This window comes from Actinocorallia sp. A-T 12471, from assembly GCF_033875155.1.
Taxonomy (GTDB): Bacteria; Actinomycetota; Actinomycetes; order Streptosporangiales; family Streptosporangiaceae; genus Actinocorallia.
This window is the reverse complement of sequence record NZ_JAWZTE010000007.1, coordinates 228,135-253,555: the sequence shown is the minus strand read 5'-3', so window position 1 is coordinate 253,555 and position 25,421 is coordinate 228,135. Positions and strand designations below refer to the sequence as shown.

At 72.7% G+C, this 25,421-nt stretch carries 25 protein-coding genes; 14 read left to right on the top strand and 11 right to left on the bottom strand.

Translation table 11 applies throughout. The features are described 5' to 3' along the window. Window positions 1-385: 385 nt before the first annotated feature. Together blaOXA and R9X44_RS21395 are read left to right on the top strand one after the other, a co-directional pair. Entirely contained in the window at window positions 386-1,252 is an 867-nt protein-coding gene (blaOXA, locus tag R9X44_RS21400; RefSeq protein ID WP_319816007.1) for a class D beta-lactamase, read from the top strand. A gap of 10 nt (window positions 1,253-1,262) precedes the next feature. After that, window positions 1,263-2,945: an MFS transporter gene (locus R9X44_RS21395; protein WP_319816006.1), complete on the top strand. Its 1,683-nt coding sequence runs from the start codon at window positions 1,263-1,265 to the stop codon at window positions 2,943-2,945. A gap of 305 nt (window positions 2,946-3,250) precedes the next feature. On the opposite strand, the gene R9X44_RS21390 is transcribed toward R9X44_RS21395, so the two are convergent. Continuing rightward, window positions 3,251-4,180, bottom strand: a complete 930-nt coding sequence (locus R9X44_RS21390; protein WP_319816005.1) for an aldo/keto reductase — start codon at window positions 4,178-4,180, stop codon at window positions 3,251-3,253. Between the two features lie 23 nt (window positions 4,181-4,203). Further along, the gene (locus R9X44_RS21385; RefSeq protein ID WP_319816004.1) at window positions 4,204-4,692 is read right to left on the bottom strand and encodes an NUDIX domain-containing protein; all 489 of its coding nucleotides are present in this window, start codon (window positions 4,690-4,692) and stop codon (window positions 4,204-4,206) included. Between the two features lie 168 nt (window positions 4,693-4,860). On the opposite strand from R9X44_RS21385, the gene R9X44_RS21380 reads away from it, so the two are divergent. After that, window positions 4,861-6,678, top strand: coding sequence for a thioester domain-containing protein (locus R9X44_RS21380; protein ID WP_319816003.1), 1,818 nt, complete (start codon window positions 4,861-4,863; stop codon window positions 6,676-6,678). 57 nt (window positions 6,679-6,735) lie between these two features. On the opposite strand, the gene R9X44_RS21375 is transcribed toward R9X44_RS21380, so the two are convergent. Then, the gene (locus tag R9X44_RS21375; RefSeq protein ID WP_319816002.1) at window positions 6,736-7,158 is read right to left on the bottom strand and encodes a cupin domain-containing protein; all 423 of its coding nucleotides are present in this window, start codon (window positions 7,156-7,158) and stop codon (window positions 6,736-6,738) included. Window positions 7,159-7,704: 546 nt separating this feature from the next. Between R9X44_RS21375 and R9X44_RS21370 the strand changes: the two genes are divergently transcribed. Both R9X44_RS21370 and R9X44_RS21365 read left to right on the top strand, forming a co-directional pair. Continuing rightward, window positions 7,705-8,847 carry a Gfo/Idh/MocA family oxidoreductase gene (locus R9X44_RS21370; protein ID WP_319816001.1) on the top strand — a complete coding sequence of 381 codons (1,143 nt, stop codon included), beginning with the start codon at window positions 7,705-7,707 and terminating at the stop codon, window positions 8,845-8,847. 23 nt (window positions 8,848-8,870) lie between these two features. Beyond that, window positions 8,871-9,596, top strand: coding sequence for a cupin (locus R9X44_RS21365; RefSeq protein ID WP_319816000.1), 726 nt, complete (start codon window positions 8,871-8,873; stop codon window positions 9,594-9,596). 12 nt (window positions 9,597-9,608) lie between these two features. Here R9X44_RS21365 and R9X44_RS21360 read toward each other — a convergent pair whose 3' ends face one another. Together R9X44_RS21360 and R9X44_RS21355 are read right to left on the bottom strand one after the other, a co-directional pair. After that, a complete protein-coding gene (locus tag R9X44_RS21360) occupies window positions 9,609-10,673 on the bottom strand; it encodes a lipoate--protein ligase family protein (protein ID WP_319815999.1) in 1,065 nt (354 codons plus the stop codon). 238 nt (window positions 10,674-10,911) lie between these two features. Continuing rightward, entirely contained in the window at window positions 10,912-11,352 is a 441-nt protein-coding gene (locus R9X44_RS21355; protein ID WP_319815998.1) for a hypothetical protein, read from the bottom strand. Window positions 11,353-11,604: 252 nt separating this feature from the next. Between R9X44_RS21355 and R9X44_RS21350 the strand changes: the two genes are divergently transcribed. Beyond that, the gene (locus tag R9X44_RS21350) at window positions 11,605-12,012 is read left to right on the top strand and encodes a four-helix bundle copper-binding protein (RefSeq protein WP_319815997.1); all 408 of its coding nucleotides are present in this window, start codon (window positions 11,605-11,607) and stop codon (window positions 12,010-12,012) included. Window positions 12,013-12,018: 6 nt separating this feature from the next. Here the strand turns inward: R9X44_RS21350 and ctaD are convergent, their stop codons facing one another. Continuing rightward, window positions 12,019-13,671: a cytochrome c oxidase subunit I gene (ctaD, locus tag R9X44_RS21345; protein WP_319815996.1), complete on the bottom strand. Its 1,653-nt coding sequence runs from the start codon at window positions 13,669-13,671 to the stop codon at window positions 12,019-12,021. 176 nt (window positions 13,672-13,847) lie between these two features. Here ctaD and R9X44_RS21340 point away from each other — a divergent pair, with 176 nt between their 5' ends. Together R9X44_RS21340 and R9X44_RS21335 are read left to right on the top strand one after the other, a co-directional pair. Beyond that, window positions 13,848-15,002, top strand: a complete 1,155-nt coding sequence (locus R9X44_RS21340) for a glutamate--cysteine ligase (RefSeq protein ID WP_319815995.1) — start codon at window positions 13,848-13,850, stop codon at window positions 15,000-15,002. Between the two features lie 20 nt (window positions 15,003-15,022). After that, window positions 15,023-16,051 (top strand): iron-containing redox enzyme family protein, encoded by a 1,029-nt coding sequence (locus tag R9X44_RS21335; protein ID WP_319815994.1) that lies wholly within the window; start codon window positions 15,023-15,025, stop codon window positions 16,049-16,051. Here R9X44_RS21335 and R9X44_RS21330 read toward each other — a convergent pair. From R9X44_RS21330 to R9X44_RS21315, 4 genes are all read right to left on the bottom strand, one after another. Further along, window positions 16,037-16,261, bottom strand: a complete 225-nt coding sequence (locus tag R9X44_RS21330; protein WP_413774967.1) for a CDGSH iron-sulfur domain-containing protein — start codon at window positions 16,259-16,261, stop codon at window positions 16,037-16,039. The two genes, R9X44_RS21335 and R9X44_RS21330, sit on opposite strands and share 15 nt — an antisense overlap. Beyond that, on the bottom strand, window positions 16,245-16,898 hold the full coding sequence (locus tag R9X44_RS21325; RefSeq protein ID WP_319815993.1) for a HemK2/MTQ2 family protein methyltransferase: 654 nt from the start codon (window positions 16,896-16,898) through the stop codon (window positions 16,245-16,247). The genes R9X44_RS21330 and R9X44_RS21325 overlap by 17 nt, the downstream gene beginning before the upstream one ends. A 104-nt stretch (window positions 16,899-17,002) precedes the next feature. Beyond that, complete coding sequence (locus tag R9X44_RS21320) at window positions 17,003-17,254, bottom strand: hypothetical protein (protein ID WP_319815992.1); 252 nt, start codon at window positions 17,252-17,254, stop codon at window positions 17,003-17,005. A gap of 24 nt (window positions 17,255-17,278) precedes the next feature. After that, a complete protein-coding gene (locus R9X44_RS21315) occupies window positions 17,279-18,079 on the bottom strand; it encodes an AraC family transcriptional regulator (protein WP_319815991.1) in 801 nt (266 codons plus the stop codon). A gap of 93 nt (window positions 18,080-18,172) precedes the next feature. On the opposite strand from R9X44_RS21315, the gene R9X44_RS21310 reads away from it, so the two are divergent. The 6 genes from R9X44_RS21310 to R9X44_RS21285 all read left to right on the top strand — a co-directional run bounded on the left by R9X44_RS21310 (window position 18,173) and on the right by R9X44_RS21285 (window position 23,772). Continuing rightward, window positions 18,173-19,165 carry an ABC transporter substrate-binding protein gene (locus R9X44_RS21310; protein ID WP_319815990.1) on the top strand — a complete coding sequence of 331 codons (993 nt, stop codon included), beginning with the start codon at window positions 18,173-18,175 and terminating at the stop codon, window positions 19,163-19,165. 2 nt (window positions 19,166-19,167) lie between these two features. Further along, a complete protein-coding gene (locus R9X44_RS21305; RefSeq protein ID WP_319815989.1) occupies window positions 19,168-19,974 on the top strand; it encodes a siderophore-interacting protein in 807 nt (268 codons plus the stop codon). Beyond that, window positions 19,964-20,998, top strand: a complete 1,035-nt coding sequence (locus R9X44_RS21300) for a FecCD family ABC transporter permease (protein ID WP_319815988.1) — start codon at window positions 19,964-19,966, stop codon at window positions 20,996-20,998. Before R9X44_RS21305 ends, R9X44_RS21300 begins: the two co-directional genes overlap by 11 nt. Continuing rightward, on the top strand, window positions 20,995-22,014 hold the full coding sequence (locus R9X44_RS21295; RefSeq protein ID WP_319815987.1) for a FecCD family ABC transporter permease: 1,020 nt from the start codon (window positions 20,995-20,997) through the stop codon (window positions 22,012-22,014). The genes R9X44_RS21300 and R9X44_RS21295 overlap by 4 nt, the downstream gene beginning before the upstream one ends. Beyond that, window positions 22,011-22,787, top strand: a complete 777-nt coding sequence (locus R9X44_RS21290; protein ID WP_319815986.1) for an ABC transporter ATP-binding protein — start codon at window positions 22,011-22,013, stop codon at window positions 22,785-22,787. Before R9X44_RS21295 ends, R9X44_RS21290 begins: the two co-directional genes overlap by 4 nt. 115 nt (window positions 22,788-22,902) lie before the next feature. Beyond that, window positions 22,903-23,772, top strand: a complete 870-nt coding sequence (locus tag R9X44_RS21285) for an SDR family NAD(P)-dependent oxidoreductase (protein ID WP_319815985.1) — start codon at window positions 22,903-22,905, stop codon at window positions 23,770-23,772. Window positions 23,773-23,827: 55 nt separating this feature from the next. Here the strand turns inward: R9X44_RS21285 and R9X44_RS21280 are convergent, their stop codons facing one another. After that, complete coding sequence (locus tag R9X44_RS21280) at window positions 23,828-25,303, bottom strand: alpha/beta hydrolase (protein ID WP_319815984.1); 1,476 nt, start codon at window positions 25,301-25,303, stop codon at window positions 23,828-23,830. Window positions 25,304-25,421: the final 118 nt, after the last annotated feature.

The window sequence follows — 25,421 nt, the reverse complement described above, 5'->3', positions numbered from 1 at the left end:
TTCGTTACGGGAGTCGGATGGTCTGTCAATTTCCGGCGGATGGCGCCGTTGACAAATTATCAACCGCGCTCCGCCCCCGGCCGCCGAAAGCCCGCACCCCCACCGCCTCCCGGAGGCGGTTTCGGAGGCACGGCCCGCGCCCCGGACGCGAACCCGTCGAACGCCTCGACGGCACCGCTCAGTCGCAGGGCGTGACTTCGCTGGAGCGGCGGCCGCAGCGATGAGGTTCTTGGGGATCTTTCGCTCTCCGAGAGGACTCCCACGGGCCACGGGATCTGCGGTGATATGGCCTTGCATATGAGTTCGTCGTCTATAGGGATATTGGACATGATCGTGGGGGTCTGGTCTGCTCTGCGGCGAGAGAAACGAGAGCGAGGAGAACGCCATGCGGGGGTTCAGGGGACGGATGCGGTCGGGGGTCGGCGCGGGGGTGCTCGCCGTCTCGGCGTTGCTCGGCGGTGCGGCCTACGGGAGCGGCCCGGGCCCGGCGCTCGGGAGCGCGCAGCATGTTCAGCACGGGACCGTCGTGCGCGACGACCTCAAGGAGGTGTTCCGCAAGGCGGGGGTGCGCGGCACGTTCGCCCTCCTTGACGTACGGCGCGGCCGTACGACCGTCGTGGACAAGTCGCGGGCCAACACACGGCTGATCCCGGCGTCGACGTTCAAGATCCCGCACAGCCTGATCGCGCTGGAGACCGGCGTGATCCGCGACGAGTTCGAGGTGATCCCGTACGGCGGTCAGCCGCAGCAGTTCCCCGAGTGGGAGCAGGACATGAACCTGCGCGACGCGGTGCGGGCGTCGAACGTGCCGGTGTTCCAGACGCTCGCGCGCCGCATCGGCCTCCACCGGGAGCGCGTCTGGGCGGACCGGCTCCAGTACGGCGACCGTGAGATCGGCCCGGTCGTCGACAGGTTCTGGCTCGACGGCCCGCTGGAGATCTCCGCCGTCGAGCAGACGCGGTTCCTCGCGCGGCTGGCCCGTCAGGAGCTGCCGGTGGCGCGCCGCCACCAGCTGACCGTCCGGGACATCCTGAAATCCGAGGAGAAGGAGGGCTATGCCCTGTTCGCCAAGACGGGCTGGGGCATGTCGACCGAGCCGAACATCGGCTGGTGGGTCGGCTGGGTCGAGCGCGGCGGCGAGCTGTTCACGTTCGCGCTGAACATCGACGTCGTCGCCGACGGCGACACCGCAAAGCGCGTCCCGGTCGCCCGCGAGCTGCTCGCCGCGCTCGGCGTCCTCCCGGCGGCCTGAGCCCGGCCCCATGCGCTCCGACGCCGCCGCGCCGCCCGAGTGCCCCCCGACGGGGGCACTCGGCCGCGCCGACCTCAGGACCATCACGGTCGTCGTGGCGATCCAGCTGGCGATCTCGCTCGGCTACTTCGCCGTCATGGCGCACGTCGTCGCCCATCTGCGCGACGACCTCGGTCTGCTCGCGGGCACGGTGACGCTGCTGCTCGCGGTCCGGGTCGCCGCGCAGAACATGCTGTTCCTGCCGACGGGCGCGCTCACCGACGCGATCGGCCCGGCCCGCGCGGGCGCGCTCGCCTGCACGCTGCGCGCCGCCTCGTTCGCCCTGCTCGGCGTCGCCGACGGGCTCGCCGGGCTCCTCACCGCGGTCATCCTGATGGCCGTCGGCGGCGCCCTGTTCCACCCGGCCGCCCAGTCGGTGCTCGCCGGCGTCTCCCCGCCCCACCGGGCCCGAGGCTTCGCGGCCTACGTGATCGCGGGCCAGTTCGGCGCGGTGGCCGGCCCGCCCATCGGCCTCGCCCTGCTCACCGCCGGCTTCGGCACCCTGTCCGCCGCGGCAACCACCGCCTGGACGGCCGGAGCCGCCCTGTTCCTACTCCTCCACCGCAAACCCACCCCGAACACCCCCCGCATTCCCCCAGAAACCGCCCCTGTGCGACGCGGCGCTGGCCGGCCCCGGCGTCGTCCCCGGCCGAACGTTCGCCACATTTCCCAAGAAATCGGCGCAGCGCGACCCGGCGCGGCCCTGTCCCGACGTCACCATCGGCCGGACGTTCGCCACGTTTCCCCGGGAGTCCGCGCGGCGCGCCGCGGCATGGGCCAGTTCCGGCGCGGTCCTCAGCCGGACGTTCGCGACAATTCCCCAGAAACCGGCGCGGTGCGCCGCGGCGCAGGTCGGTTCCGGCGTCGGACTCGGCCGGACGTTCGCCGCATTTCCTCGGAAATCGGCGCGGTGCGACGGGAGGCGGGCACGTTCCGGCGTCGTCGTCGTCGGCCGGGCGCTCGTGGTCTTTCGTGCGGAATTGGTGCGGTGCGGCGGGGCGCGGGCACGTTCCGGCGTCGTCGTGGGCCGGGCGCTCGTCGTCTTTCGTACGGAATTGGTGCGGTGTTGCGGGATCGCGTGTTTGTGCGATTCGCTGTCGCGGCCGCGCCGACGACCCTGCTGACCACCCAGGTCAGCACGGTGGTTCCGCTGCGGGAGCCGGACGCGGGGCTGACGACCCTGTTCTTCTGTGTCGTCGCGCTGTCGGCGGCGGCGGTCCAGCCGTGGTGCGGCGGCCGCGAGCGGCCCGCGCTGCTGCGGATCGGCCTGCTGTGCGCGGCCGCGGGCTACCTTGTCCTGCTCCCCGCCGACGGCCCGGCCGCGCTCGTCCTCGCCGGGGCCCTGCACGGCGCGGCCACCGGCCTGACCCAGTCCGCCCTCTTCCGGACGGTCACCGGGGCCGCCCCGCAACACCGTTTCGGCGTCTACTTCGGCCTCCTGAGCTTCCTCGCGGGTGTCTTCTCCCTGGCGGGCGGCCTCGTCGTGGGCCCCCTCCTCGAAAGGCCCCCACACGGCCCCTCCGCCGCCCTGCTCACCCTCGCCCTCCTCGCCACCCTCACCGCCACCGCCGTCACCAGAGCCCACCCGCCCACACACCGCCCACCGAACAACGGCCCGGAACACACGCGACCGGCCAAAGCCCGGCCCTCCTGAGCCCCGTCCCGGAATCAGGAAGCACACCAGGGACATGAGCGGCTCTTATGAGCCTGGCCCAAGGAGCACCCGCGACGGGCGCTCCCAGCCCCCGCTCCGGGCCCAGAGAGCCCGTCCGGAACACGGGCGGCCAGGGGGCGTCCGGCACCCGGCGAGCCCGCGACGGGTGCCGGCCCGTCAGAGTGGGCTGGGCGACCGCCAAACCCTTGGGGCGGTTGGGGTGGCGGTGGGCGGCGACGGCCGTCTTGAAGGCCGCGGCGAAGTCGGGTCGGGGTGCCGCTGAACTTCCCGAGGGCGTTGTGCGGTCAGGGGATGTGGTGGCCTGCGGCGCGGAAGAGGTCGTACCACTCGGGGCGGGTGAGGGGGAGGGCGGAGCCCTGTGCGGCGGCGCTGACGCGGGCGGGCGTGGTCGTCCCCACCACGACCTGCATCCGCGCCGGATGACGGGTGATCCACGCCGTCGCGACCGCGACGGGCGGCACCCCGTGCGCCGCCGCGATCCGCTCGATCGCCGCGTTCAGCTCGGGGTAGGACGGAGAGCCGAGGAACACCCCGGTCGGCGACTGGAACGGCGACCACGCCTGCACGGTGATCCCGTTGCGGCGGCAGTAGTCGAGCACCCCGCCCCCGTCGACCGAGACCGACTGGTCGAGGCCAGGCATGTTGCTCGCCAGCCCCTGCGCGACGATCGAGGCGTGCGCGAGTGACAGCCGCAGCTGGTTGACCGCGATCGGCTGCGCCACCGACGCGCGCAGCAGCTCGATCTGCCGTGGCGTGTGGTTGGAGACGCCGAACGCGCGCACCTTCCCGCCCGACTCGAGGTCGGCGAACGCCCGCGCGACCTCGTCGGGCTCGACCAGCGCGTCCGGGCGGTGCAGCAGCAGGACGTCGACGTAGTCGGTGCGCAGCGCGCGCAACGACCCCTCCACCGACGACATGATGTGCTCGTAAGAGAAGTCGTAGTACGGCCCGTCCCGGACGATTCCGCACTTGGTCTGCAGGACGATCCGCTCCCGCTCCGACGGCGTCAGCGCGACGGCCTCGGCGAAGCGCCGCTCGCACCCGTGGGTCTCCCCGCCGTAGATGTCGGCGTGGTCGAAGTAGTCGACGCCCTCGTCGAGCGCGGTCCGCACGAGCGCGCGGACCGCCGTGTCGTCAAGGTTCCGGATGCGCATCATGCCGAGGACGACATTGGGGACGGGCCGCCCGAGCGCGGCCATTTCCTGTGTCTTCACCCCCACATCATCGCCCGACGCCGTCACGCCCTGGCGAAGAACCGCTCGGCCGCGCGGGTGTGCAGCGGGAACGCGAGCTCGCGCGGGCCAGGCACGACGACGCGCTCGCTGGTCTCGCCCGTGGGGACGAACGGCGGCAGCGCCGACGCGGTCAGCGGCGGCCCCTCGGCGAAGATGAGGACAGTGCCGTCGGGCGCGCTGTGCACGTCGAAGAGCGCGACGGCGTCGGCGGCGACGGCCACGCCGGTCTCCTCGCGCAGTTCGCGGACGGCGGCCTCCTGCCACGACTCGCCGTGGTCGATGAACCCGCCGGGCAGCGCGAGCGCGCCGACGTGCGGCGCGACGCCGCGCCGTACCGTGAGGAGTCCGCCGTCGACGGGCAGCAGCAGCACCGCGACCGGAAGCGGGTTCAGATAGCTGGTGTTGCCGCACGCCGCGCATGCGCGCGGCCAGCGCGCGTCCGCCGCGAAAGGCGCTCCGCAGAAGGAGCAGTGCGAGTTCCTTGTCGTCACGGCCCGACCCTAGCGGCGCGACGAGGAAGATCGTTTACGGTTCGGCGGGCTTGTCCGGCAGCGGGTCGAGAAAGCACAAGGGACGACGGAACGACCACGCCGCGCCCCTTTGACCAAGTCCTTCCACGGCATGGACGCGGACCATCGGTCAACGAATCGGAGGGACCCATGGGACTTGTGACATGCGTGCGCCGCGTGCGCGCCGCGGTGGGCGTCGGCGGCAGGGGCGCGTCACGGCGGCGGCGCGCGCGACTCGCGGTCGTGGCGGGGCTCGCGCTCGCCCTCGCCGTCCCGTCGAGCGCCTTCGCCGGGCTCAACCCCGTCGGGTCGGCGAACGAGGGCCAGGGCCTGTTCACCGAGGCGACGATCGTCGGCACCGGCGCGGGCACGTCGGTGCCCGGCTGGATCGCGCCCGCGGGCTTCGACCCGCTCGCCGGATACCCGTCGGGCGTCCCCGCCGACTCCACCCGCGACGACTCGAGCTTCGCCGGGCTGATCCGGATCGCCGACCCCGTCGACCCCACGCGGACCGGCGTCACCTACTGCATCGACCTGCGGACCGACACCCAGCTCGGCGTGAACTACGCGCTCGGCGACTGGAATGAGGCGAACGTCCCCAACCTCGGCTACGTCGAGTACATCTTGCTGAACTACTTCCCGACGTCAGGCCAGCCGGCCGCCGCCGCGAACGACAACATCCGGGCGGCGGCGGTGCAGTCGGCGATCTGGTTCTTCAGCGACCGCTATGTCATCGACCCGGGCAGCGCCGCGATCCGCGCGCTCGTCGCGGACATCGTCGCCGACGCGCTCGCCAACGGCCCGAGCCCCGAGCCGGAGTTGCCCGAGCTCACCGTCACCCCGGACACCGCCGACGTGCCCGCGACCGGCGAGATCGTCGGCCCGTTCGCGGTCACCGGCAACGTCTCGGGCATCCTGCGGACCATCGGCGCTGAGGTCTTCACCGACGCGCAGGGCCAGAACCAGCTCCTGGACGGCGCTGAGGTCGCCCCGGGGACGAACCTGTGGGCGCGCAGCGTCTCGGCAGCCGATCCCCAGGGGTTCGTCCTGGAACGGGTCTCCACGATCCTCACGGGGACCGTCCTGATCTACGACGGCACCAACCCCGACCTCGCGGACGCGCAGAAGCTCGTCCTCGCCCAGGAGACCGAGCTCGGCGTCCGGGCGGGCGCGACGTTCAACCGGTTCGCGGCCGGCGCGCTGCGGATCACCAAGCGGATCACCGGGACGGGCGCGGGATTCCAGGGCGAGGTCGTCGTCCAGGTCGAGTGCGTCGACCAGAACCCGGAGACGGACCTCGACCGCAGCTACACCGTCCGGTTCCCGGCGGGCACGGGCGCGGGCGACCACACGCGCACGCTCGGCGGCGTCCCTGCGGGGAGCCTGTGCACGATCACCGAGACCGCCACGGGCGACAACGCGCTGGTGAACCTGGAGGCCGATCCGGTGATCGAGCCGCCGACCGTCACGATCGTCGTGAATGAGACGGCGGAGGCGACCATCACCGACGCCTACACGCGCGCGACGGGCGGCGTCCGCATCGTCAAGCGGATCGGCGGGCCGGGCGCGGGCCGTCAGGACGAGATCGTCATCCGGCTCGACTGCACCGACGACGCCTTCGACCGGACGTTCACGATCCCGGCTCGGAGCGGCCCGGGGACGTACACGCTGCCCGAGGTGACCGGCATCCCGACCCTGAGCCGCTGCCGCGCTGCCGAGGTGGACTCCGGTGAGAACCGGCGGGTCCGTCTCGACGGGGTCAGGGTGCACCCGAGGAACGTGGTCGTCGTCGACGGCGTCACCGGCACGATCGTCGTCAAGGACCGCTACGTCAAGTGCCGTGACAAGCACAAGCACAAGCACGCGTTCTCGTCCACGCAGTACGTCAAGCACCACAAGGGCGGCGAACACGGGAAGCACGGGGGTTTCTGGACCGGCTACACGCACGCGCAGGGCCACTCGCGCTGACGCCCACGCGGCCGTTCGGCCGGAAAGCCGCAGCTTTCCGGCCGACGGCCGCGCGGTTCAGTCGAGCAGCGTGAAGTCGGCGAAGTGGAACTCGGGCGACACCACGCAGGTGACGAGCACCGGCCCGGTCGTCGGCCGCGCCGTCTGCCAGGTCCCGGCCGGGACGAGCAGCTGCGGCAGCTGCCCCGCCTCGATGTCGGTGCCGAGCAGCTGCCCGACGGGTTCACCGGGCCGCTCGCCCTCGCCCCCGAGCCGCAGCTCGAGCGGATGCCCGTGGTGCCACAGCCACAGCTCGTCGGACGCGACACGATGCCACGCCGACTCCTCCCCAGGATGCAACAGGTAGTACACGGCCGAAGCCGTCTGCCTCTCCCGATCCCCACCGGCCGGCACCGAACTGGTCCAGGTCCGCCGATACCAGCCCCCTTCGGGATGCGGCGCAAGATCAAGCAGCTCCGCAAGCCGCGGCCGCCCCCTCACCACACCACCCCCGACTGACGATCAAGTCCCATCCCCGCAGCGTAACGCCCCCACCACCCCAAACCCCTCCCCGCAGTCCCTTCGGGACTGCGGGGAAAGCGGGGTCCCCCTTGCGGGTCCCCCTTGCGGGTCCCCCTTGCGGGTCCCCCTTGCGGGGGGAGCTGGGTCCCCCTTGCGGCGAAAGCGGCGGTCCACCTTGCAGGGGAGAGCGGGTGCCCCTTGCTGGGAAAGTGGGGGTCCCCCTTGCGGGGAGAGCGGGGTGGCCCCTTGTGAGGAGAGCGGGTGCCTCTTGCGGGGAGAGCGGGTGCCCCACTGGTCACGGAGACCTTTGGGGCGCTCGGGTGTGTGGGGTGTGTCGTCGTGTTCGTGGGGTTGTGGGGTGGTTGGGTGCGACGCGCGGGGGTGGGGCGTGCCGAGTTGGAAGGTTCTACGAACGTAGGATCACCGGCAAGTGATCTTGTGGGGCGTGGTCCCGCCGTCGTCGCGCCCCCGCGCTCTCCCCGGACGGCCGTGCGCCGCACGGACAGGGTGAGACGGGGAGGGCGCATGGACGGTGGACCGGAAGCCGGAAGACACGGCACGGCACAGGGCGCGGAACGCGCCGCGGACGGGCCCCGGTACGCCGCCTGTGTGCAGGTGGGGTTCGGGACGGCGGCGCGGGTGCACCGGCAGGCGTTGCGCAGGCTCGGCGTCCGCGTCGCGGGCGCGATCGACGTGACGCGGAACGCGCGGACGCTGATGGCCGCCGAAGGCGTCCGCAACTGCGCCGACTACGCCGAGGCGGCCGCGCTCGGGCCCGTCGTCTGGGACGTCTGCACGCCGACGCACGCGCACGTCGGCGCGTTCGCCAGGATCAGCGCGCTCGACCCGTACGCCGACGTCATCATCGAGAAGCCGCTGTGCGACCACGTCGACATCCCCGCCATGCGCGCGCTGCTGCGCCGTCACCGGGGCCGGGTCGTGGTCAACGAGAACTACTGCTCCTCGGTCCTCACCGGACAGGTCGCCGGACATGTCCGGCTCGCCGGGGTCACCCCGTCGGTCGTCACCGTGGAGATGTCGAAGAACCGGATCGCGCACTACGCGGCGGGCAGGTTCACCGACGCGCGTCTCGGCGCGTTCGGGTACGAGGGCACCCACCTCGTCGCGGTCGCCGAACTGCTCGGCGCGCGGTTCCTCACCGGCGAGCTGCTGCGGGCCGGGACCCGCGCGGTCACCGTGCCGTCGCAGCGCGGCGACGCGGCAGCGTGGCGGCACCAGGGCACCGCGTTCGCCGAGTACCGCACCGCCGACGGCTGCCGCGTCCGCCTGCACACCGCGATGGACGGCGGCATCGGCCACCCCTACCCGCCTTTCGCCCGCCCAGGCCAGCGCATCGAAGACGCCGAGACCCGCTACCGCGTCGTCGCCGTCGAGGGGCGTGACCGCGACGGGGTCGCGCACACCGTCACCGGGTTCTTCGAACCGCTGCCCGGCCACGCCCGCGCCCGCGCCTCGCTCGTCGTGCGCGCGGGCGGCAGTACTGTCGTGGACCGGCTTGTCGTCGACGACACCGCGCACCGGCACCTCGGCGCGGCGCTCGCGCACTTCGCCGGGCACGGCCCGAACCCGTGCCCGCCCGAGCGGGCCATCGCGCATCTGGAACGCGTGCACCACTGGGCGCGGCACGCCATCGCCGCCCGCCCCTGACCGACCTTCCGGAGGTTCCTGCCATGCATGACGTCCTGACCGGCGACACGGGGCTCCCCGCGGGCGTCGGCGTCTCCCACGTCGCGGTGTACCGCACCGACGGCCCCGACGGGGTTTGCGGCGGCGCGCCCCACGTCCACTTCGCCTGCGCCGAGATGTACGTCGCCGTCGGCGGGCGGGGGAGCGCGCGGTTCCTCACCCCGGCCGGGCCCCAGGAGGTGGCGCTCAGCGCGGGGGCCGCCGTGCGCTTCACACCGGGCACCCTGCACCGGCTGGTCTCCGACCCCGACGACCCGCTCGCCCTGATCGTCCTCATGGAGAACGGGCACCTCAACGAGGCGGGCGACGCGGTCTTCGTCTTCCCGCCGGAGGACCTCGCGGACCCGGCGCGTTATGCGGAACTCGCCGTCGCCGCCGACGAGGCGGCGGTCCGGGAGCGCCGCGACAGGGCGGTCACCGGGTTCACCAGGCTGACGTCGCTGTGGCGCGCCGACCCCGAGCTCGGCCTCCATGAACTGCACGCTTTCTACGCGCTGGCGACCGCGCTCGTCAGGCCCCGCGCCGCGGCCTGGCCCGCCCTGATCGCGGCGGGTCCGGGGGCCGCGGCGGCCCGTCTCGCCGAACGCGCCGCGGCGGTCCAGGCCGCCGACCCGGCGCACCTGCGCGCCGCGACAGTGACGCCGCTCGCGCCCGCCGCGCCCTATCCCGGCATGTGCGGACATGTGTCCCGCTACACCCCGGTCCCGTGACCGCCGTGGGGGTCAGGGGATTCGGGTGGTCCAGGTGGGGGTGGTGAACTTTGTGGTGGCCAGGTGTTCGGCGCGGGACATTTCGGCGGGGGTGATGTGGCCGGGGGTCAGACCGTGGTGGGCGGCGAAGGAGGCGAGCATGCGGTCGATGACGGCTTCGCGGGGGAGGCCCGTTTGGCGGCGGAGGGGGTCGACGCGTTTCTTGGCGCTTTTGGTGCCTTTGTCGGACATCTTCTCGCGGCCGATGCGCAGGACCTCGAGCATCTTGTCGGCGTCGATGTCGTAGCTCATCGTCACGTGGTGCAGGACCGCGCCGGGGCCGCCGTCGGTCGCGACCATGCGCTTCTGCGCTGCGCCGCCGATCTTGCCGGCCTCGGTGGCGATGTCGTTGAGCGGCTGGTACCAGGCTTTGATGCCCATGTCGGCGAACGCGTTCAGCACCCAGTCGTCGAGGTAGGCGTAGGAGTCGGCGAACGACAGGCCCGACACGAGCGGGGCCGGGACCGACAGCGAGTAGGTGATGGTGTTGCCGGGCTCCACGAACATCGCGCCGCCGCCGGAGATCCTGCGGACCACGGTGATCCCGTGCTTCGCCGCCCCCTCGGGGTCGACCTCGTTGCGCAGCGACTGGAAGCTGCCGATGATCACCGCGGGCTCGGCCCACTCCCACACCCGCAGCGTCGGCGGCCTGCGCCCGGCCGCGACCTCGGCGGTGATCACCTCGTCCAACGCCATGTGCAGCGCGGGCGACTGCGGCGCCTCCCTGATCAGCTGCCACTCGTAGTCGCTCCAGTCGGTGGCCCTGGCCAGCGCCCGCCGCACCGCGACCCCGATCCCCTCCGACGTCACCCCGTACATGACGGTCCCCTCGGGCAGCGCCGCGTCGATCCTGGCCGCGAGCCCCTCCGCGCCGGTCGCGGCCGGAGCCCCCACCAGCGCCGCGTCGATCGCCGCGAGCGCCTCGTCGGGCTCGAGGAAGAAGTCCCCCGCGACCCTGACCTCGCTCAGCTCCCCGTCCACCACCTCAAGATCGACAACGACCAGCTTCCCCCCGGGAACCTTGTACTCCCCGTGCATGACCCCTCCTCCGTCCCCACCCACAACACCCGCCCGTCCCCTTCCCTTCCTCCCCGCACAGGCGGGCCGAGCGCGACGACGCCGAGATCACGCGCGATCTGCTCGTCTCCTCCCCACACGGGCCAGGCTGAGCGCGGCGACGCCGAGATCACGCGCCCTCTCCCCGCACGGGCGAGCTCGCCCGGGGACGGCGGCCGCCGCGCGCGCGGGCGTGCGGCGGCCGGGTCGGCGGGGTGGGTCAGGGCGTCGGGGCCTCCTCGGCGGCGTCCCGCATGTTCTCCGGCAGCGCCGCGGCCATCCGGGACGCCCTGTGCCCGGCCGTCGCGGCGGCGCGGACCCGATCGGCGTGCGGGCGCACCGGCCTGCCCGCGGCGGTCTGGCAGGGGTTGGCCGCCGGGGCCGCGCAGCGTGGGCAGACGACCTGGTACGGCTTGGCGTCGGGCGGCGGCGCGACGGCCCTGGGCTCCTTCGGCCGCCGCGCCGCAGGCACCTGCCCGACCCCCGCCTCCTGGCCCGTCGCAGCCTGACCGGTCTCGCTCCGACCGGCCTCCGGCTGTCCGGTTTCGGCGTCCGCCGCCGTCTCGTCCGTGTCCTCCTGCGGCACCCGGCCGAGGAGCCGCTGATACTCACTCTCGCGTTCCGCCCATTTCGCGCGGAGCCGCGCCTGCGTCTTCCCCATGGAGGGCACCGTAGGGCAGCGGACGCCCCCTTGGCGGCAGGAAATGCCTGGCAGCCGCGTTTTCCCGGCGTGTCGCGGCCGCGCCGTCCCGTCAGCCGGGGCGGCACCCCCGGCGGCCACGGAACGTGACCCACCGAAGCGCTCCCGGCGAAGCCGACGCCCGCGCCCCCGCCCGAGTCCCGAGGTTTCGGACGGGCGGAAAGGGGCACGCGAGGGAGAGAGAGGAAAATTCTGGTCAGAAAGGAGATCGTCATGCCGGTTCTGGAAATGATCAGGACGTATCCGGCCGACATCACCCTCGACCGCGACCTCATGGCCGACGCCGTCAGCGTGCTGATCGACTGCGCGCAGGCGTGCACCGCGTGCGCCGACGCGTGTCTCAGCGAGCCCGACGTGGCCCTGCTCGGCAAGTGCATCCGCACCAACCTGGACTGCGCCGACATCTGCGCGACGACGGCCAAGGTGCTGTCCCGGCACACCGGCTACGACGCCAACATGAGCGTCGCGCAGCTGAGGTCGTGCGCCGTGGCCTGCAAGACCTGCGCCGACGAGTGCGCGGTGCACGCCGACCGGCACGCGCACTGCCGGGTGTGCGCCGAGGCGTGCCGCACGTGCGCGGCGACCTGCGAGAACATCATGGACGCGATGATCACGTCCTGACGCGGGTCACCCGCCGACCGCCCGCCTCGTCCCGTCCGCCTCCGGGTGGTGCAGGTCGAAGGCCGGGCGGTTGCTGCGGATCGGCGGGATCGCGTGGAAGTTGTGCCGTGGCGGAGGACACGACGTCGCCCACTCCAGCGAGCACGCGGCCCCCCACGGGTCGTCAACGCCGACCGGGAAGCCCCTGCGGTGCGTCAGCCAGACGTTCGCGAGGAACGCGAGCGTCGACGCCCCCAGCAGGAACGAGCCGAGCGACGACACGAGGTTCAGCGTCGTGAACTCCGACGCGTAGTCGGCATAACGGCGCGGCATGCCCTGCGCGCCGAGCAGGTGGTGGACGAGGAAGGTCACCTGGAAGCCGACGAACAGCGACCAGAAGTGCAGCCGTCCCCACCGCTCGTCCAGCAGTTTGCCGGTCATCTTCGGCCACCAGAAGTAGAACCCGCCGAACATCGCGAACACCACGGTCCCGAACAGCACGTAGTGCAGGTGCCCGACGACGAAGTAGCTGTCGGTCGCCGCGAAGTCCAGCGGCGGCGACGCGAGGATCACCCCGGTCAGGCCGCCGAACAGGAACGTGACGAGGAAGCCGACGGCGAACAGCATCGGCGTCTCGAACGTCAGGTGGCCGTGCCACATCGTGCCGATCCAGTTGAAGAACTTGATCCCGGTCGGCACCGCGATGAGGAACGACATCAGCGAGAAGAACGGCAGCAGCACCTGGCCCGTGGCGAACATGTGGTGCGCCCACACCGTCATCGACAGGCCGGTGATCGCGACTGTCGCGCCGACCATGCCGAAATACCCGAAAAGGGGCTTGCGGCTGAACACCGGGATGATCTCGGTGACCACCCCGAAGAACGGCAGCGCGACGATGTAGACCTCGGGGTGGCCGAAGAACCAGAACAGGTGCTGCCAGAGGATCGCGCCGCCGTTGGCCGCGTCGAACACGTGCGCGCCGTAGTTCCGGTCGGCGAACAGGACGAGCAGCGCGGCGGTCAGCACCGGGAACGCGATCAGCACCATGAGCGCGGTGAACAGCACGTTCCATGTGAAGATCGGCATCCGGAACATCAGCATTCCCGGAGCCCGCATGACGGTGATCGTCGTGACGAGGTTCGCGGAGCTGAGGATCGTGCCGAGCCCCGACAGCACAAGGCCCATGATCCACAGGTCGGCCCCCGCGCCGGGGGAGCGTGAGGAGTCGGACAGCGGCGTGTACCCGGTCCACCCGAACGCCGCGGCCCCGCCCTCGGTGAGGAACCCGGCGAGGACGAGCAGCGCGCCGAACAGGAAGAAGTAGTAGCCGAGGGTGTTGAGCCGGGGGAACGCGACGTCGGGCGCGCCGATCTGGAGCGGGACGAGCACGTTGGCGAAGCCGGAGAACAGCGGCGTCGCGAACAGCAGCAGCATGATCGTGCCGTGGACGGTGACGAGCTCGTTGTAGCCCTGGTGGGTGAGGAGCTGCATGCCGGGCTCGATGAGTTCGGCGCGCATCGCCATCGCCATCAGCCCCGCGAGGCAGAACAGCGTGAAGGACGTCGCGAGGTAGAGGTAGCCGACGACCTTGTGGTCGGTCGTCGCGAGGACCGCGCCGATCCTGAGGCCCCCGCGCCTCGGCGTGGTCGCCCGGCGCGGATCCGTCGCCTCGGTGGTCAACCGCTCTCCCCCTCCGCCCGACGATCTCCGCCCGAGCCTGTCACACAAAGCGTTCAAGGAATCACTAGGGGTGTCGGTGTGTCCCTCGCCGCCGGGCGCGCCAGACGCGGGAGATCTTCGGCGGTTCCGGTGGACGCCCGGCGTTTCCCCCGGCAGGGAGGGGGCAGGGCTCCCATATGCCCGTTTTCGGGGAAGGGGCCGCGCGGACCGTGGGCGTCGAGGAGGAGTTCCTGCTCGCCGACCCGGCCACCGGCAGGACCGCGGCGCGCGCGCCGGACGTGCTGGCGCGGGCGTCGGACCTGACGAGCGCGGCGCGCCGGCCCGCCGACGCGGCGTTCCACGGCGAGCTGCTCGCCACCCAGGTGGAATCGGTGACCGGCGTGCACCGTGATCTCGCCGGGCTGCGCAGCGATCTCGTCTTCGGCAGGCTCGCGCTGGCCGAGGCCGCCGCCGACCACGGACTCCTCCTGGTCTCCTCGGGCACCGCAGTGGTGCCGTCGGGCGATCCGCCGCCGACGCCGGGGGAGCGGTTCGACCGGATCGCGGGGATGTACGGCGAGGTGATCCGCAGGTACGAGGTGTGCGGCTGCCACGTGCACGTCGGGGTGCCCGACCGGGACACCGCCGTCGCGGTCGTCAACCATCTGCGGCCCTGGCTGCCGGCGCTGCTCGCGCTGTCGGCCAACTCGCCCTACCGCGACGGACGCGACACCGGCTACGCGAGCTGGCGCATGCTGGAGCAGGCGCACTTCCCCGGCGGCGGCCCACCGCCGCACTTCACCTCGGCCGCCGACCACGACGCCGAGGTGGCACGGCTCGTCGCGTGCGGCGTCCTCGCCGACGCCACCATGACGTTCTGGACGGCACGCCCTTCACCCCGCTACCCGACGGTCGAGGTCAGGGCCGCCGACGCCGCCGCGACCGTCGACGACGCAGTGCTCCAGGCCGCGCTCACCCGGGGCCTCGTCACGACCGCGCTCACCGAGCTCGCGGCGGGACGCGAGGCGCAGCCGCTCGACCCGCAGATCTGCGCCGCAGCCCAGTGGACCGCCGCCCGCCACGGCATATCCGGCGACGCCGTCGACCCGGTGCGCGCCCGCCGCGTGCCCGCGCACGCGAGGATCGCCGACCTCCTCACGACCATCACCCCGGCCCTCGATGAGTCGGGAGACCTCGCGCTCGTGCGCGCGCTCTTGCAGCGCGTCAAGGAGCACGGGTCGGGCGCGGACCGCCAGCGCGCGGCCGGGGCGGACGGCCCCCTCGCCGTCGTCGCCGACCTCGCCGCGCGAACAGTCCCCGCCGACGCGCACGCCACGACGACGCCGAGCTGAACCGAGCCGAAGGGACCACCATGACGACCACGCCGACGAGGCAGCCCACGGGACAGCCCACCACGGGACAGGCACGGCCGCCGCTGCCGCGCGGACCCTTCTCCCGAGCCGTCGGCGACGCGCTCGCCCGCCCGCCCGGAACCGTCATCCTGCCCGACCTCGAGGTCGCCGACCCGCTCGGCGACGACGAACAGCTCGCGCTCTACACCTGCTACGAGCTGCACTACCGGGGCTTCGCGGGCGTCGACCCGGACTGGGAGTGGGACCTCGAACTGCTGCGGCTGCGCAGAACCCTCGAGGACGCTTTCCTCACCGCGCTGCGCGACGCCGTCGAGGGCGGCGACGACGTCGAGGCCGCGCTCGCCCCGCTGCTCACCGAGGACCCCTCGGCGCGCGGCGTGTCCGCCTTCCTGCGCGACGAGGGCTCCTGGGACCACCTGCGCGAACACCTCGTCCACCGGTCGGTCTACCACCTGAAGGAGGCTGACCCGCACGCGTGGGTGATCCCGCGGCTCCAGGGCCAGGCCAAGGCGTCGCTCGTGGCCGTCGAGTACGACGAGTTCGGCGCGGGCAGGGCCAGCGCCGCCCACTCGCGGCTGTACGCCGACCTCATGGAGGACGCCGGGCTCGACGGCTCCTACCTGCGCTATCTGAACGCGGTTCCGGCCCCCGCGCTGGCGATCGTCAACATGATGTCGCTGTTCGGCCTGCGCCGTACGCTGCGCGCGGCGATGGTCGGGCACTTCGCGGCCGCCGAGATCACCACCGCGCCCAGCGCGCGGCGGATGGAGGCCGCGCTGGAGAAGCTCGGCGCGGGGGAGCGGGCGCTGCTGTTCTACACCGAGCACATCGAGGCCGACGCCGTCCACGAGCAGGTGCTCAGGCACGACGTCATCGGCGATCTGCTCGCCCGCGAGCCGGAGGCCGCCGCCGACGTCGTCTTCGGCATCCAGGCCACCGGATGGCTCGAGAACGGACTCGAACGGCTGCTGCTGGGCAGCTGGGACGCGGGCCGCTCCTCGCTCCGCGAACCCCTACCGCTCGTCTGACGGGCCGGGCCGCCGCGTCCTGCGGTGGCTCGTGTCGCACAGCGGGTAGGTGCGGCTGCGGCGGCACAGGCACAGCGCGACCATGAACCTGTCGTAGACGGCGGTGGTCCCGTCGGGGAGGACGACCTCGACGGGACCCTCGACGAGCATGGGCCCGCGCGGATCGTCGCAGCTCACGCGCCGGGGACGGCGGTCACGGGCGTTCGGCACGGATCACCACGAGTTCCTCATGGCGCTGGCCCGGCGCGATCAGGCCGAGGTCGCGCAGGTCGGCGGCCCTGCCGCGCATGATCGGCCCGAACGGCTCGCGGGTGCGGAACACCACCGCCGCGCGCAGGCCCGCCGAGCGGAGCGCCTCAAGCGTCCGCGCGACCCCGCACAGGCCGGAGTGGACCATCAGCAGCACCCCGCCGGGAGCGAGGAGGGACGGGGCCTCGACGCAGATGCGGTCGAGCGTCGCGCGGCCGTCCGGACCGGCGTCCCACGCCCTTCCGCGCCCGTGCCTGCGCGGGTCGCCCTGCGCGCGCGGCACGTACGGCGGGTTCGCCGTGATCAGGTCGAACAGCTCGCCCGCGACCGGCGCGAACAGATCGCCGCGCCGCACCCGCAGGCCGAGCCTGCGCACATATCCGTTCACCGACGCGGTGAACACCGCGCGCCGTGAGATGTCCACCGCGGTCACCTGCGCCGCGCCGCTGCGCGCGGCGGCGATGGCCACCTGCCCGGTGCCCGTGCACACGTCGAGGGCGCGCGCGTCAGCGGGTACCCCCGTCTCGGCCAGCACCCGGCACAACACGCTGGTGTCGCGCCGCGGCCGGTACACCCCTGGAATCCGCAACATCCTCATCACAGAGGGCTACCACGGGTAAAGATCAACAAAACTCGCCGACGGCCCGAACCTGCGGGGACCCGGCCGGACGCTCCTGCGCTGGCCGTCCGGCCGGGCCGTCTCTAGCGCCCCGGGGCGTCGGGGTCGGCGTCGAACAGCGTGCCTGCCCACTCCCACGCGGGCGCGCCGGGGTCCATCGCGTCGAGCACGTCGAGGACCGCGAGCAGCAGCCTGTCGTCGGCCTCGGTGCGTTCCTGCGTCGTCATGCGCGTTGCCGTCATGCCCGCGAGGATGCCCGCGCGCGGCGCGTCGCCGCCGCCGAGATGACCACCCCTTGGCGGACGCGGGCGGGAAAGCCGACGCGGGCGCGTCATCGGATGACCGTGCGCTGACCCGGTTCAGCCCCGGGGCGGATGCGGCAGGCGGCGGCCCGGCGTGTGGCCGTACTCCCTGGCGAAGGCCAGGACGAACGCGGACGCGCTCGCGTACCCGACGAGGTGCGCGACCTTCGTCACCGGCTGGGACTGGTCGAGCAGCACCCTGGCGGCCCGCAGGCGCAGCTTGGTCCGCCACGTCGTGTACGGCATGCCGAACTCGCGCAGGAAGTCGCGTTGCAGCGTCTTCACGCTGATCCGCAGCCGCGCCGCCCACTCATCCAGCCGTGTCTGGTCGCCCGGGTCGTGCGACATCGCGCGCGCGACGGTCATCGCGTAGCCGGGGCCGCTGGTGTGGTGGCCGACGAACTCGCGCGCGGACAGGCCGAGCCCGTCCATGATCCGGACGCGCGCCTCGAGCGCCACCGCGAGCGGGCACGCCGGACGGCTGATCGCCTCGATGAGCCGCGCCGCCTCCTCGTCCACCGACACCGCGCCCGCGCGCAGCGCCGCGAGCCGCCGCGGCACCTGGCGCAGGCAGATCCGGTAGACGGTCTGCGGCCCCGAGGCGCGCAGTTCGTGGCTGACGCCGCGGCTCGCCCAGAACGCCTCCTTGGTCCCGACGAACTGGGCGTTCAGCCCGCTGAGCGTCGCGAGCATGCCGTCGGGCGACCAGTACAGCTGGTGCAGGAAGTCCTCGCGGCCCTCGGTGAGTTCGAGCCGGCCCGAGGCGTAGTACTTCACGATCCGGATGCCGTCGGGACGGCCGAGCCCGTATCCGTAGTCCTCGAGCACGTCGGGATCGGCGCCAAGGTGACTCGTCATCGACACAAGCTGACCTCTCATCGTTACGCGGGGCGAGTTTGGTAAGGCTAACCTAACGGGACTTCAGCGCCGCAGTTCCCGATAGGAAATCCCATGTCAAGCAAGACCTGGCGCCTCGCCGGCGCCGTCGCCCTCGCCCTGACCCTCGTCACGGGCTGTGGCGCCGACGACTCCGGCGACAGTAAGGCAGCCGCACAGACACGCGTCTTCAAGGCCGACAACGGAGACATCACGATCCCCGTCGACCCCGCGCGCGTCGTCGCCACCGGATACGCCGTCCCGGTCCTCATCGAGGCCGACGCGTCACTCGTCGGCGTCTCCTCGTGGCAGCGCGGCATCCCCATGATGTCCGACGAGGACCGCGCCACCTACGAGAAGCTGAAGAAGGTCGCGGGGGAGTCCGCCGCCGAGACCAACTACGAGGCGATCGCGGGCGTCGCGCCCGACCTCATCGTCATCGGCGTCCCCGCGCCCGCGATGGTCGACATCGACATGAAGCGGCTGGAGAGCATCGCGCCCGTCGTCGTCCTCGGCCCGACCAAGCCCGACTCCTGGCGCACCCTGTCGCAGACCCAGTCCGACGCCGTCGGCCGCCTCGACGAGTTCAACGCCGCCAAGACCGCCTACGAGACCAAGGCCGGCGGGCTGAAGGACAAGTACAAGGACGCGCTCGCCGGACTGAAGTTCGGACATGTCGGAGCCTACGGCGACGTCTCCGCCGGAACGTTCCACCGCGAGTTCGGCGGCTCGTGGGGCACCAACATCGCGGGTGACGTCGGCGTCACGTACTACGGCGAGGTGAAGGAGAAGGGCGGCGGCGCGGCCGACGTCTCGGAGTACCCGTCCATCGAGGAGATCTCCGCGAACCTCGGCGAGGCCGACGCCATCACCTACACCGTCGACGCGGACGGCACGGTCAGCGAGGCGGTCCAGTACGTCCTGGACTCCAAGCTGTGGAAGAACCTGCCCGCGGTGAAGGCAGGGAAGGTCTTCCCCCTCCGCTACACCGAGGCCGCCACCTATGCCTCGGCGACGCGGACGCTCGACGCGATCGACAAGGCGTTCGCGCCGCTGCTGGAGAAGTGACCGTGGACCGCAGCGACCCCCGTGAACGCGTCGCCGCCCACCACCGCGCGGGCGACGGCGTGGCCCGCATCGGCTACCCGATCGGCGTCCGCCGCGTCCCGGTGGTCCGGCGCGCCCGGATCACGCCACGGATTCTCCGGCTGACCCTCGCCGGTCCCGGCCTCGCGGGCTTGCACACCTACCAGGCCGACGACCACGTCAAGATCGTCTTCCCGGACGCCGACGGGACCCGCCGCGACCCCGTCCCGAACGACCACGCCGAGCTCGACTGGCCGCGGCCCTTCACGCCCGCCCGCAAGTACACGATCCGCCGGTACGACCCCGAGGCGCTGGAACTCGACCTCGACTTCGTGCTGCACGAGGGCGGCGTCGCGGCCACGTGGGCGGAAGGGGCCGCGCTCGGCGAGGAGGTGACGGTCGCGGGCCCGCCCGGCGCGAAGGCGTTCCCGCACACCTACGACCACTACGTCTTCGCCGTCGACGCCACGGGGCTGCCGTCGGTGGCGCGCTGGCTGGACGAGGCTCCCGAGGACGTGTCCGCCCACGTCGTCGTGGAGACCGGCGACGAGAGCGACCACGCCTACCCGCTCGCGTCGCGTGCGGGTGTGGACGTCACGTGGCTTGTGCGGGACGGCGAGTCGCGGCTGGCGGCGACCGTCGCGGCGCTGCCCGCGCCCGAGGGCAGGGCCTTCCTGTTCGCCGCGGGCGAGGCCGACGACCTCAAACCGCTGCGCGCCTGGAGCAGGAACCGGCTCGACGCCCTCATCACCGGCTACTGGAAGCGCGGAGTGGCCGGGCTTGAAGACTGACGCACCACCGTCCGCCGTGGCCGAGGCTGCGCCGCGGCGGACGACCCTCACCCCACAGGTCCCGCTCCTCGGCGCAGCCGCGGTTCTTCTGCTCGCCGCCTGCGCGGCGAGCCTCGCCGTCGGGGCGCAGCACGTGCCGCCGGGCGAGGTGGTGCGCGCGTTCACCGGCTACACCGGGAGCGACGCGCATCTCATCGTCCGCGACATCCGGCTGCCGCGCACTGTCCTCGCGGTGCTGGTCGGGGCCGCGCTCGGCGTCGCGGGCGCGCTCGTGCAGACGCTGACCCGCAACCCGCTCGCCGAACCCGGCATCCTCGGCGTCACCGCCGGGTCGGGCTTCGCGATCACGTTGGGCGCGGTGTTCGGGATCGCCGGGTCCCAGGTCGTCCAGTTCGGGCTCGCGCTCGTCGGCGCGGTGCTTGCCGCCGTCGCCGTGCAGACCGTCGGACGGACCTCGCCGCTGCGGCTCGTGCTCGCCGGGACCGCGCTCAGCGCCGTGCTCGCCGGGATCTCGCTCGGGCTGCGGCTCGTGTCGCCCGAGGTGTTCGACAGGTACCGGTACTGGCAGATCGGGTCGCTCGCCGGACGTGAGCGGCTGTCGACCTGGCTGCTGATGACCGTCATCGTGCTCGCGCTCGTCGGCGCGCTCGCCGTCACCAGGCCGCTCGGCGCGCTCGCGCTGGGGGAGCATGTCGCGCGGACCGTCGGGGCGCGGGTGACGGCGACGAAGGCGGCCGTGCTCGTCCTCATCACCGTATTGGCCGGGGCCGCGACCGCCGCCGCAGGGCCGATCGCGTTCGTCGGGCTGATGGTCCCGCACCTCGCGCGGCGGCTCGCGGGCGGCTCGATCCCCTGGCTGATGGCTTACACGATGCTGCTCGGGCCAGTCCTCGTGCTGGTGTCCGACATCGGCTCCCGGGTGCTGCTGCCGACCGGCGAGGTGCCCGTCGCCATCGTCACCGCGTTCCTCGGCGGGCCCGCCCTCATCTGGGCGGTCCGCAGGTACGGGACGGTGGAGCCGTGAGCGCGCTCGTCGTGCGGGCCGGACGCGTCGCGGTGCGGATGGAGCGGCGCGCGGTCGTCACCGCGGCGGCGCTGACCGTCGTCGCGTGCGGGCTCGCGCTGCTCGGGCTCTGCCAGGGCGCGACCTGGTACACGCCGGGCGAGGTGCTCGCGGCGCTCACCGGGCGCGGCGGCGGCACGCTCGTCATCACCGAGTGGCGGATGCCGCGCGTGTGCGCCGCGCTGGTGTTCGGCGCGGCCCTGGGGGTCGCGGGCGCGGTGTTCCAGAACCTGACCCGCAACGCGCTCGGCAGCCCGGACATCATCGGCCTCGACGCCGGGTCCTACACCGGGGCCCTGGCCGTCATCACGCTGGTCGGGGGGACGTCGCTCCAGCTCGCGCTCGGTTCCGTCGCGGGCGGGCTGGCCGCGGCGGGCGTCGTGTACGCGTTGTCGGTGAAGTCGGGGCTCAGTGGGATGCGGCTGATCGTCGTCGGCATCGCCGTCAACGCGATGCTCACCGCGCTCAACGGGTGGATCGTGCTGCGCGCCGAACTCGAGGTGGCGATCGCCGCCACCGGGTGGAGCGCGGGGTCGCTCAACGGGCTCGACTGGGACGAGGTGGCGCTGCCGTTCGCGCTCATCGGGGTGCTGCTCGCGCTGCTCGGCGTGCTGTCCCACGCCGTCCACCAGGCCGCGCTCGGCGACGAGCTCGCCGTCACCTCCGGCGTCGACCTGCGCAGGCTGCGGCTGCTGCTGGTGCTCGTCGGCGTCGGCTGCACCGCCGTCGTCACCTCGGCGGCCGGGCCGATCGTGTTCGTGGCGCTCGCCGCGCCGCAGATCGGCCGCCGCCTCGCCGGGTCGGCGGGGGTGCCGTTCGTGCCCGCGGCGCTCACCGGGGCGGTGCTGCTGCTGGCGGCCGACCTCGCCGCGCAGACCCTGCTCGCGCCGGTCGCGCTGCCCGTCGGCGTCGTGACCACCGCGATCGGCGGGGCGTATCTCATCTGGCTGCTCATCAAGGAAGCGAAAAAACCGTGACGGCCCGCCTGACCGCACGAGACCTCACCCTCGCCTATGGCGACCGCGTCGTCTCCACCAAGCTCACCGTCGACGTCCCCGACGGGGCGTTCACCGCGATCGTCGGACCCAACGCCTGTGGGAAATCGACGCTTCTGCGGTCGTTTGTCAGGCTGCTTCAGCCGGTGTCGGGGGTCGTCCATTTCGACGGGCAGGACGTCACCGCGTACCGGCCGAAATCGCTCGCGCGGCGGCTCGGGTTCCTCCCGCAGACCGCGACCGCGCCCGAGGCCATCGCGGTGCAGCACCTCGTCGCGCGCGGTCGGTATCCGCACCAGACGTTCCTGTCCACCTGGTCCGACGCGGACGAGGCGGCGACGTCGGCGGCGATGGCGGCGGCGGGGGTCGCCGACCTCGCGCACCGGCCCGTCGAGAGCCTCTCGGGCGGGCAGCGGCAACGCGTCTGGGTGGCGATGGTCCTTGCGCAGGAGACGCCGTATCTCCTGCTGGACGAACCCACCACTTACCTCGATATCACCCATCAGTACCAGCTCTTGTCGCTGCTTTCCCGGCTTCGCGACGAGGGGCGGACCGTCATCACCGTCCTGCACGACATCAACCAGGCGGCCCGTTACGCCGACCACCTCATCGCCCTTCGCGACGGGGCGATAGCCGCGGAGGGCCCGCCTTCCGAGATCCTCACGCCCGCGCTGATCGACGCGGTTTTCGACCTGCCCTGCCGCATCATCCCCGACCCGCACACCCACACCCCGCTGATCATCCCCACACTCTGACTTACTATGTAAAGGCCGTGTCCTGTGGCTCGGGGTGTGGGCTGTGGTGCTTGTGGGGAGGTCGGGGAGATGGGGGAGTTTGTCCGCCTTTGGCGGTGAGCGGACGGGGGACGGCATGGCTCGGCTCGTGTTTCTTGTGACGGGCGGCTCGCGGGGGCTCGGCCGCGAGATCGTCAAGGCCGCGCTGGCGGCGGGGCACCGCGTCGTCGCGGGGGCGCGGAACCCGGAGCGGCTGGGCGATCTCGTCGCCGAGTACGGGGACGCGCTCCGCCCGGTGCGGCTCGACGTCACCGACCCGGCCGAGGCCGACGCCGCCGTCGCGACCGCGGTGCGCGAGTTCGGCCGGCTCGACGTTGTCGTCAACAACGCGGGGTACGCGGACCTCGCGGCGGTCGAGGACGTGACCCTCGAGGACTTCCGCGCGCAGGTCGAGACCAACTTCTTCGGCGTCGTCATCGTGACGAAGGCCGCGCTGCCCGTCCTGCGGGAGCAGGGCGGCGGGCGGATCATTCAGATCTCGTCGGTGGGCGGGCGGCTGGCGAGCCCGGGGCTCGGCGCGTACCAGGCGGCCAAGGCGGCGGTGGGAAGCTTCTCCGGCGTCCTCGCGGCGGAGACCGCCGGGCTCGGCATCAAGGTCACCGTGCTGGAACCCGGCGGAATGCGTACGGACTGGGCGGGCTCGTCCATGAAGATCCCGCCGATCAGCCAGCCCTACGCCGACACGGTCGGCGCGCGCGCCGCGATCATGGGCCGCTCGACCCTGACCGGCGACCCCGCCCGGGTGGCCGCCGTCGTCCTCGATGTCGCCGCGCAGCCCGACCCGCCCCTCCGCCTCCTCCTGGGCAGCGACGCCTACACCTACGCCACCGCCGCCGCCCGCGCCCAGCTCGCCTCCGACGAGTCCCACCACGCCCTGAGCATCTCCACCGACCACCCCGAGGCCACCGAAGCCGACCGCGACCCCCTGGGTCCGCTGGCCCCCTGAGCCGGAAAGGAAGAGGCCGACCGCGGGATGCGGTCGGCCTCTGTGTGTGTTCGCGCTATGAGCAGGTGGATTGCGGCTTCTTGCCCTTGAAGCGGTCGGCGATCCAGGCGTGGACGTCGGTGGCCGACTTGTCGAGGATCTGGTCGTGGTCGCCGTCATAGGCGCGGTAGGCGATCTCCGGGCCGTGCGCGCACTGCTCGCGGACGACGGCGGCGACGGTTTCGGACTTCACCGCGGCGTCGGCGGTGCCGGAGACGACGAACAGCGGTGCGGACAGCTCGCCGTTGGTGTAGCGGTTGTTCGCGATGAAGCGCTTGACGGCCGGACTGTCCAGCGCGGTCTTGCGCAGGAAGTCGCCCGGCTTCGCGTCTCCGGCGAGGGCGGTCCCGTAAGACAGGCAGCCGCCCTCGACGTAGTTCGTGTAGTCGCGCGTCGCGGTGTCGGTGAGCAGCTCGGACGGCTTGACGCCGTACTGGAGCGCCACCGAGTAGGCGACATAAGGGACGTACGCGGCCGAGCCTGGTGTGTTGGCGATCGCCGTCACCGCCCGGTCGAAGGGCGTCGCCGGGGCCAGCGGGACCGCGCCGAGCAGCTCGCCGATCGGCTCCTTCACCTGCTGGCGCGCCGCGCCCCACACGGCCTGCCCGCCCTGCGAGTGGCCGACCGCGACCCAGCGCTTCCCGATCTGCGGCACCGCCTCCCGCGCGGCCGCGACGGAGTAGCGGACGTCGTTGGCGTTCGCCGCGGTCGTCGCGTACTCATGGCGGTCGCCCGCGCCGAGGCCCGAGTAGTCGGTCGCGACTACCGCGTACCCGCGCGCCAGGAACCCGGCGATGGCCTCGCCGTAGTACAGGTCCTTCATCAGCGTCGGCGCGCACCTCGGCGAGACGCCGCTCGTGCCGTGCGCCCACGCGATGAGCGGCCACCCGCCCTTGGGCGCCTTCCCGGCAGGGGTGACGACCGCCGCCGACGTCACGACCGCCGCGCCCTTGGCCGACCGCGACGTGTACACCATCCGGTACGCCTGCACGTCCTTCGGCAGCGACCACCCGGCGAACCGCTCGACGCGCACAACCCGCCCCGGCGTCCCCTTGGTCCCCTTGGCGTCGTAGAACGCGTCACGCGGCAGCGCGTTCTCGACCTGCCGCCGCACCGCCTCCCGCACCGCCTCCGTCTGCCCCCCACCCCGCACGTCCCCGACGGACGCGCTCCGCGAGTCCTCCCACGCCCCTTCACCCGGCGAGCCAGCCGACGCATCATCCGCCCAGCTCCCCGAACCGCCCTGCGTGTTGGCCGACGCGCTGTCCGCCCAGCTTCCCGTGCCGCCCTGCACGTTGGGCGATGCGTCGCCCGCCCAGCTTCCCGTGCCGCCAAGCGTGTTGGCCGATGCGTCGTCCTCCCAGGTCCCCGAGTTGGCCGACGTGCCGTCCTCCCAGTTCCCCGGGTCTCCGGGAACGTCGTCGTACGGCCCGAGGTGCGTGCCCTCGGGATTTTCACCCGCCCACCCGCTCGGCGAGTTACCGGCGCTCAACCCGTCGCCACCCGGCCGGTCACCACCCGCCTGGTCACCGCGCGGCCGGTCACCACCCGCCTTGTCGCTACCAGGTCGGTCGGTACCCGCCTTGTCGCCACCCGGCCGGTTTTCGCGC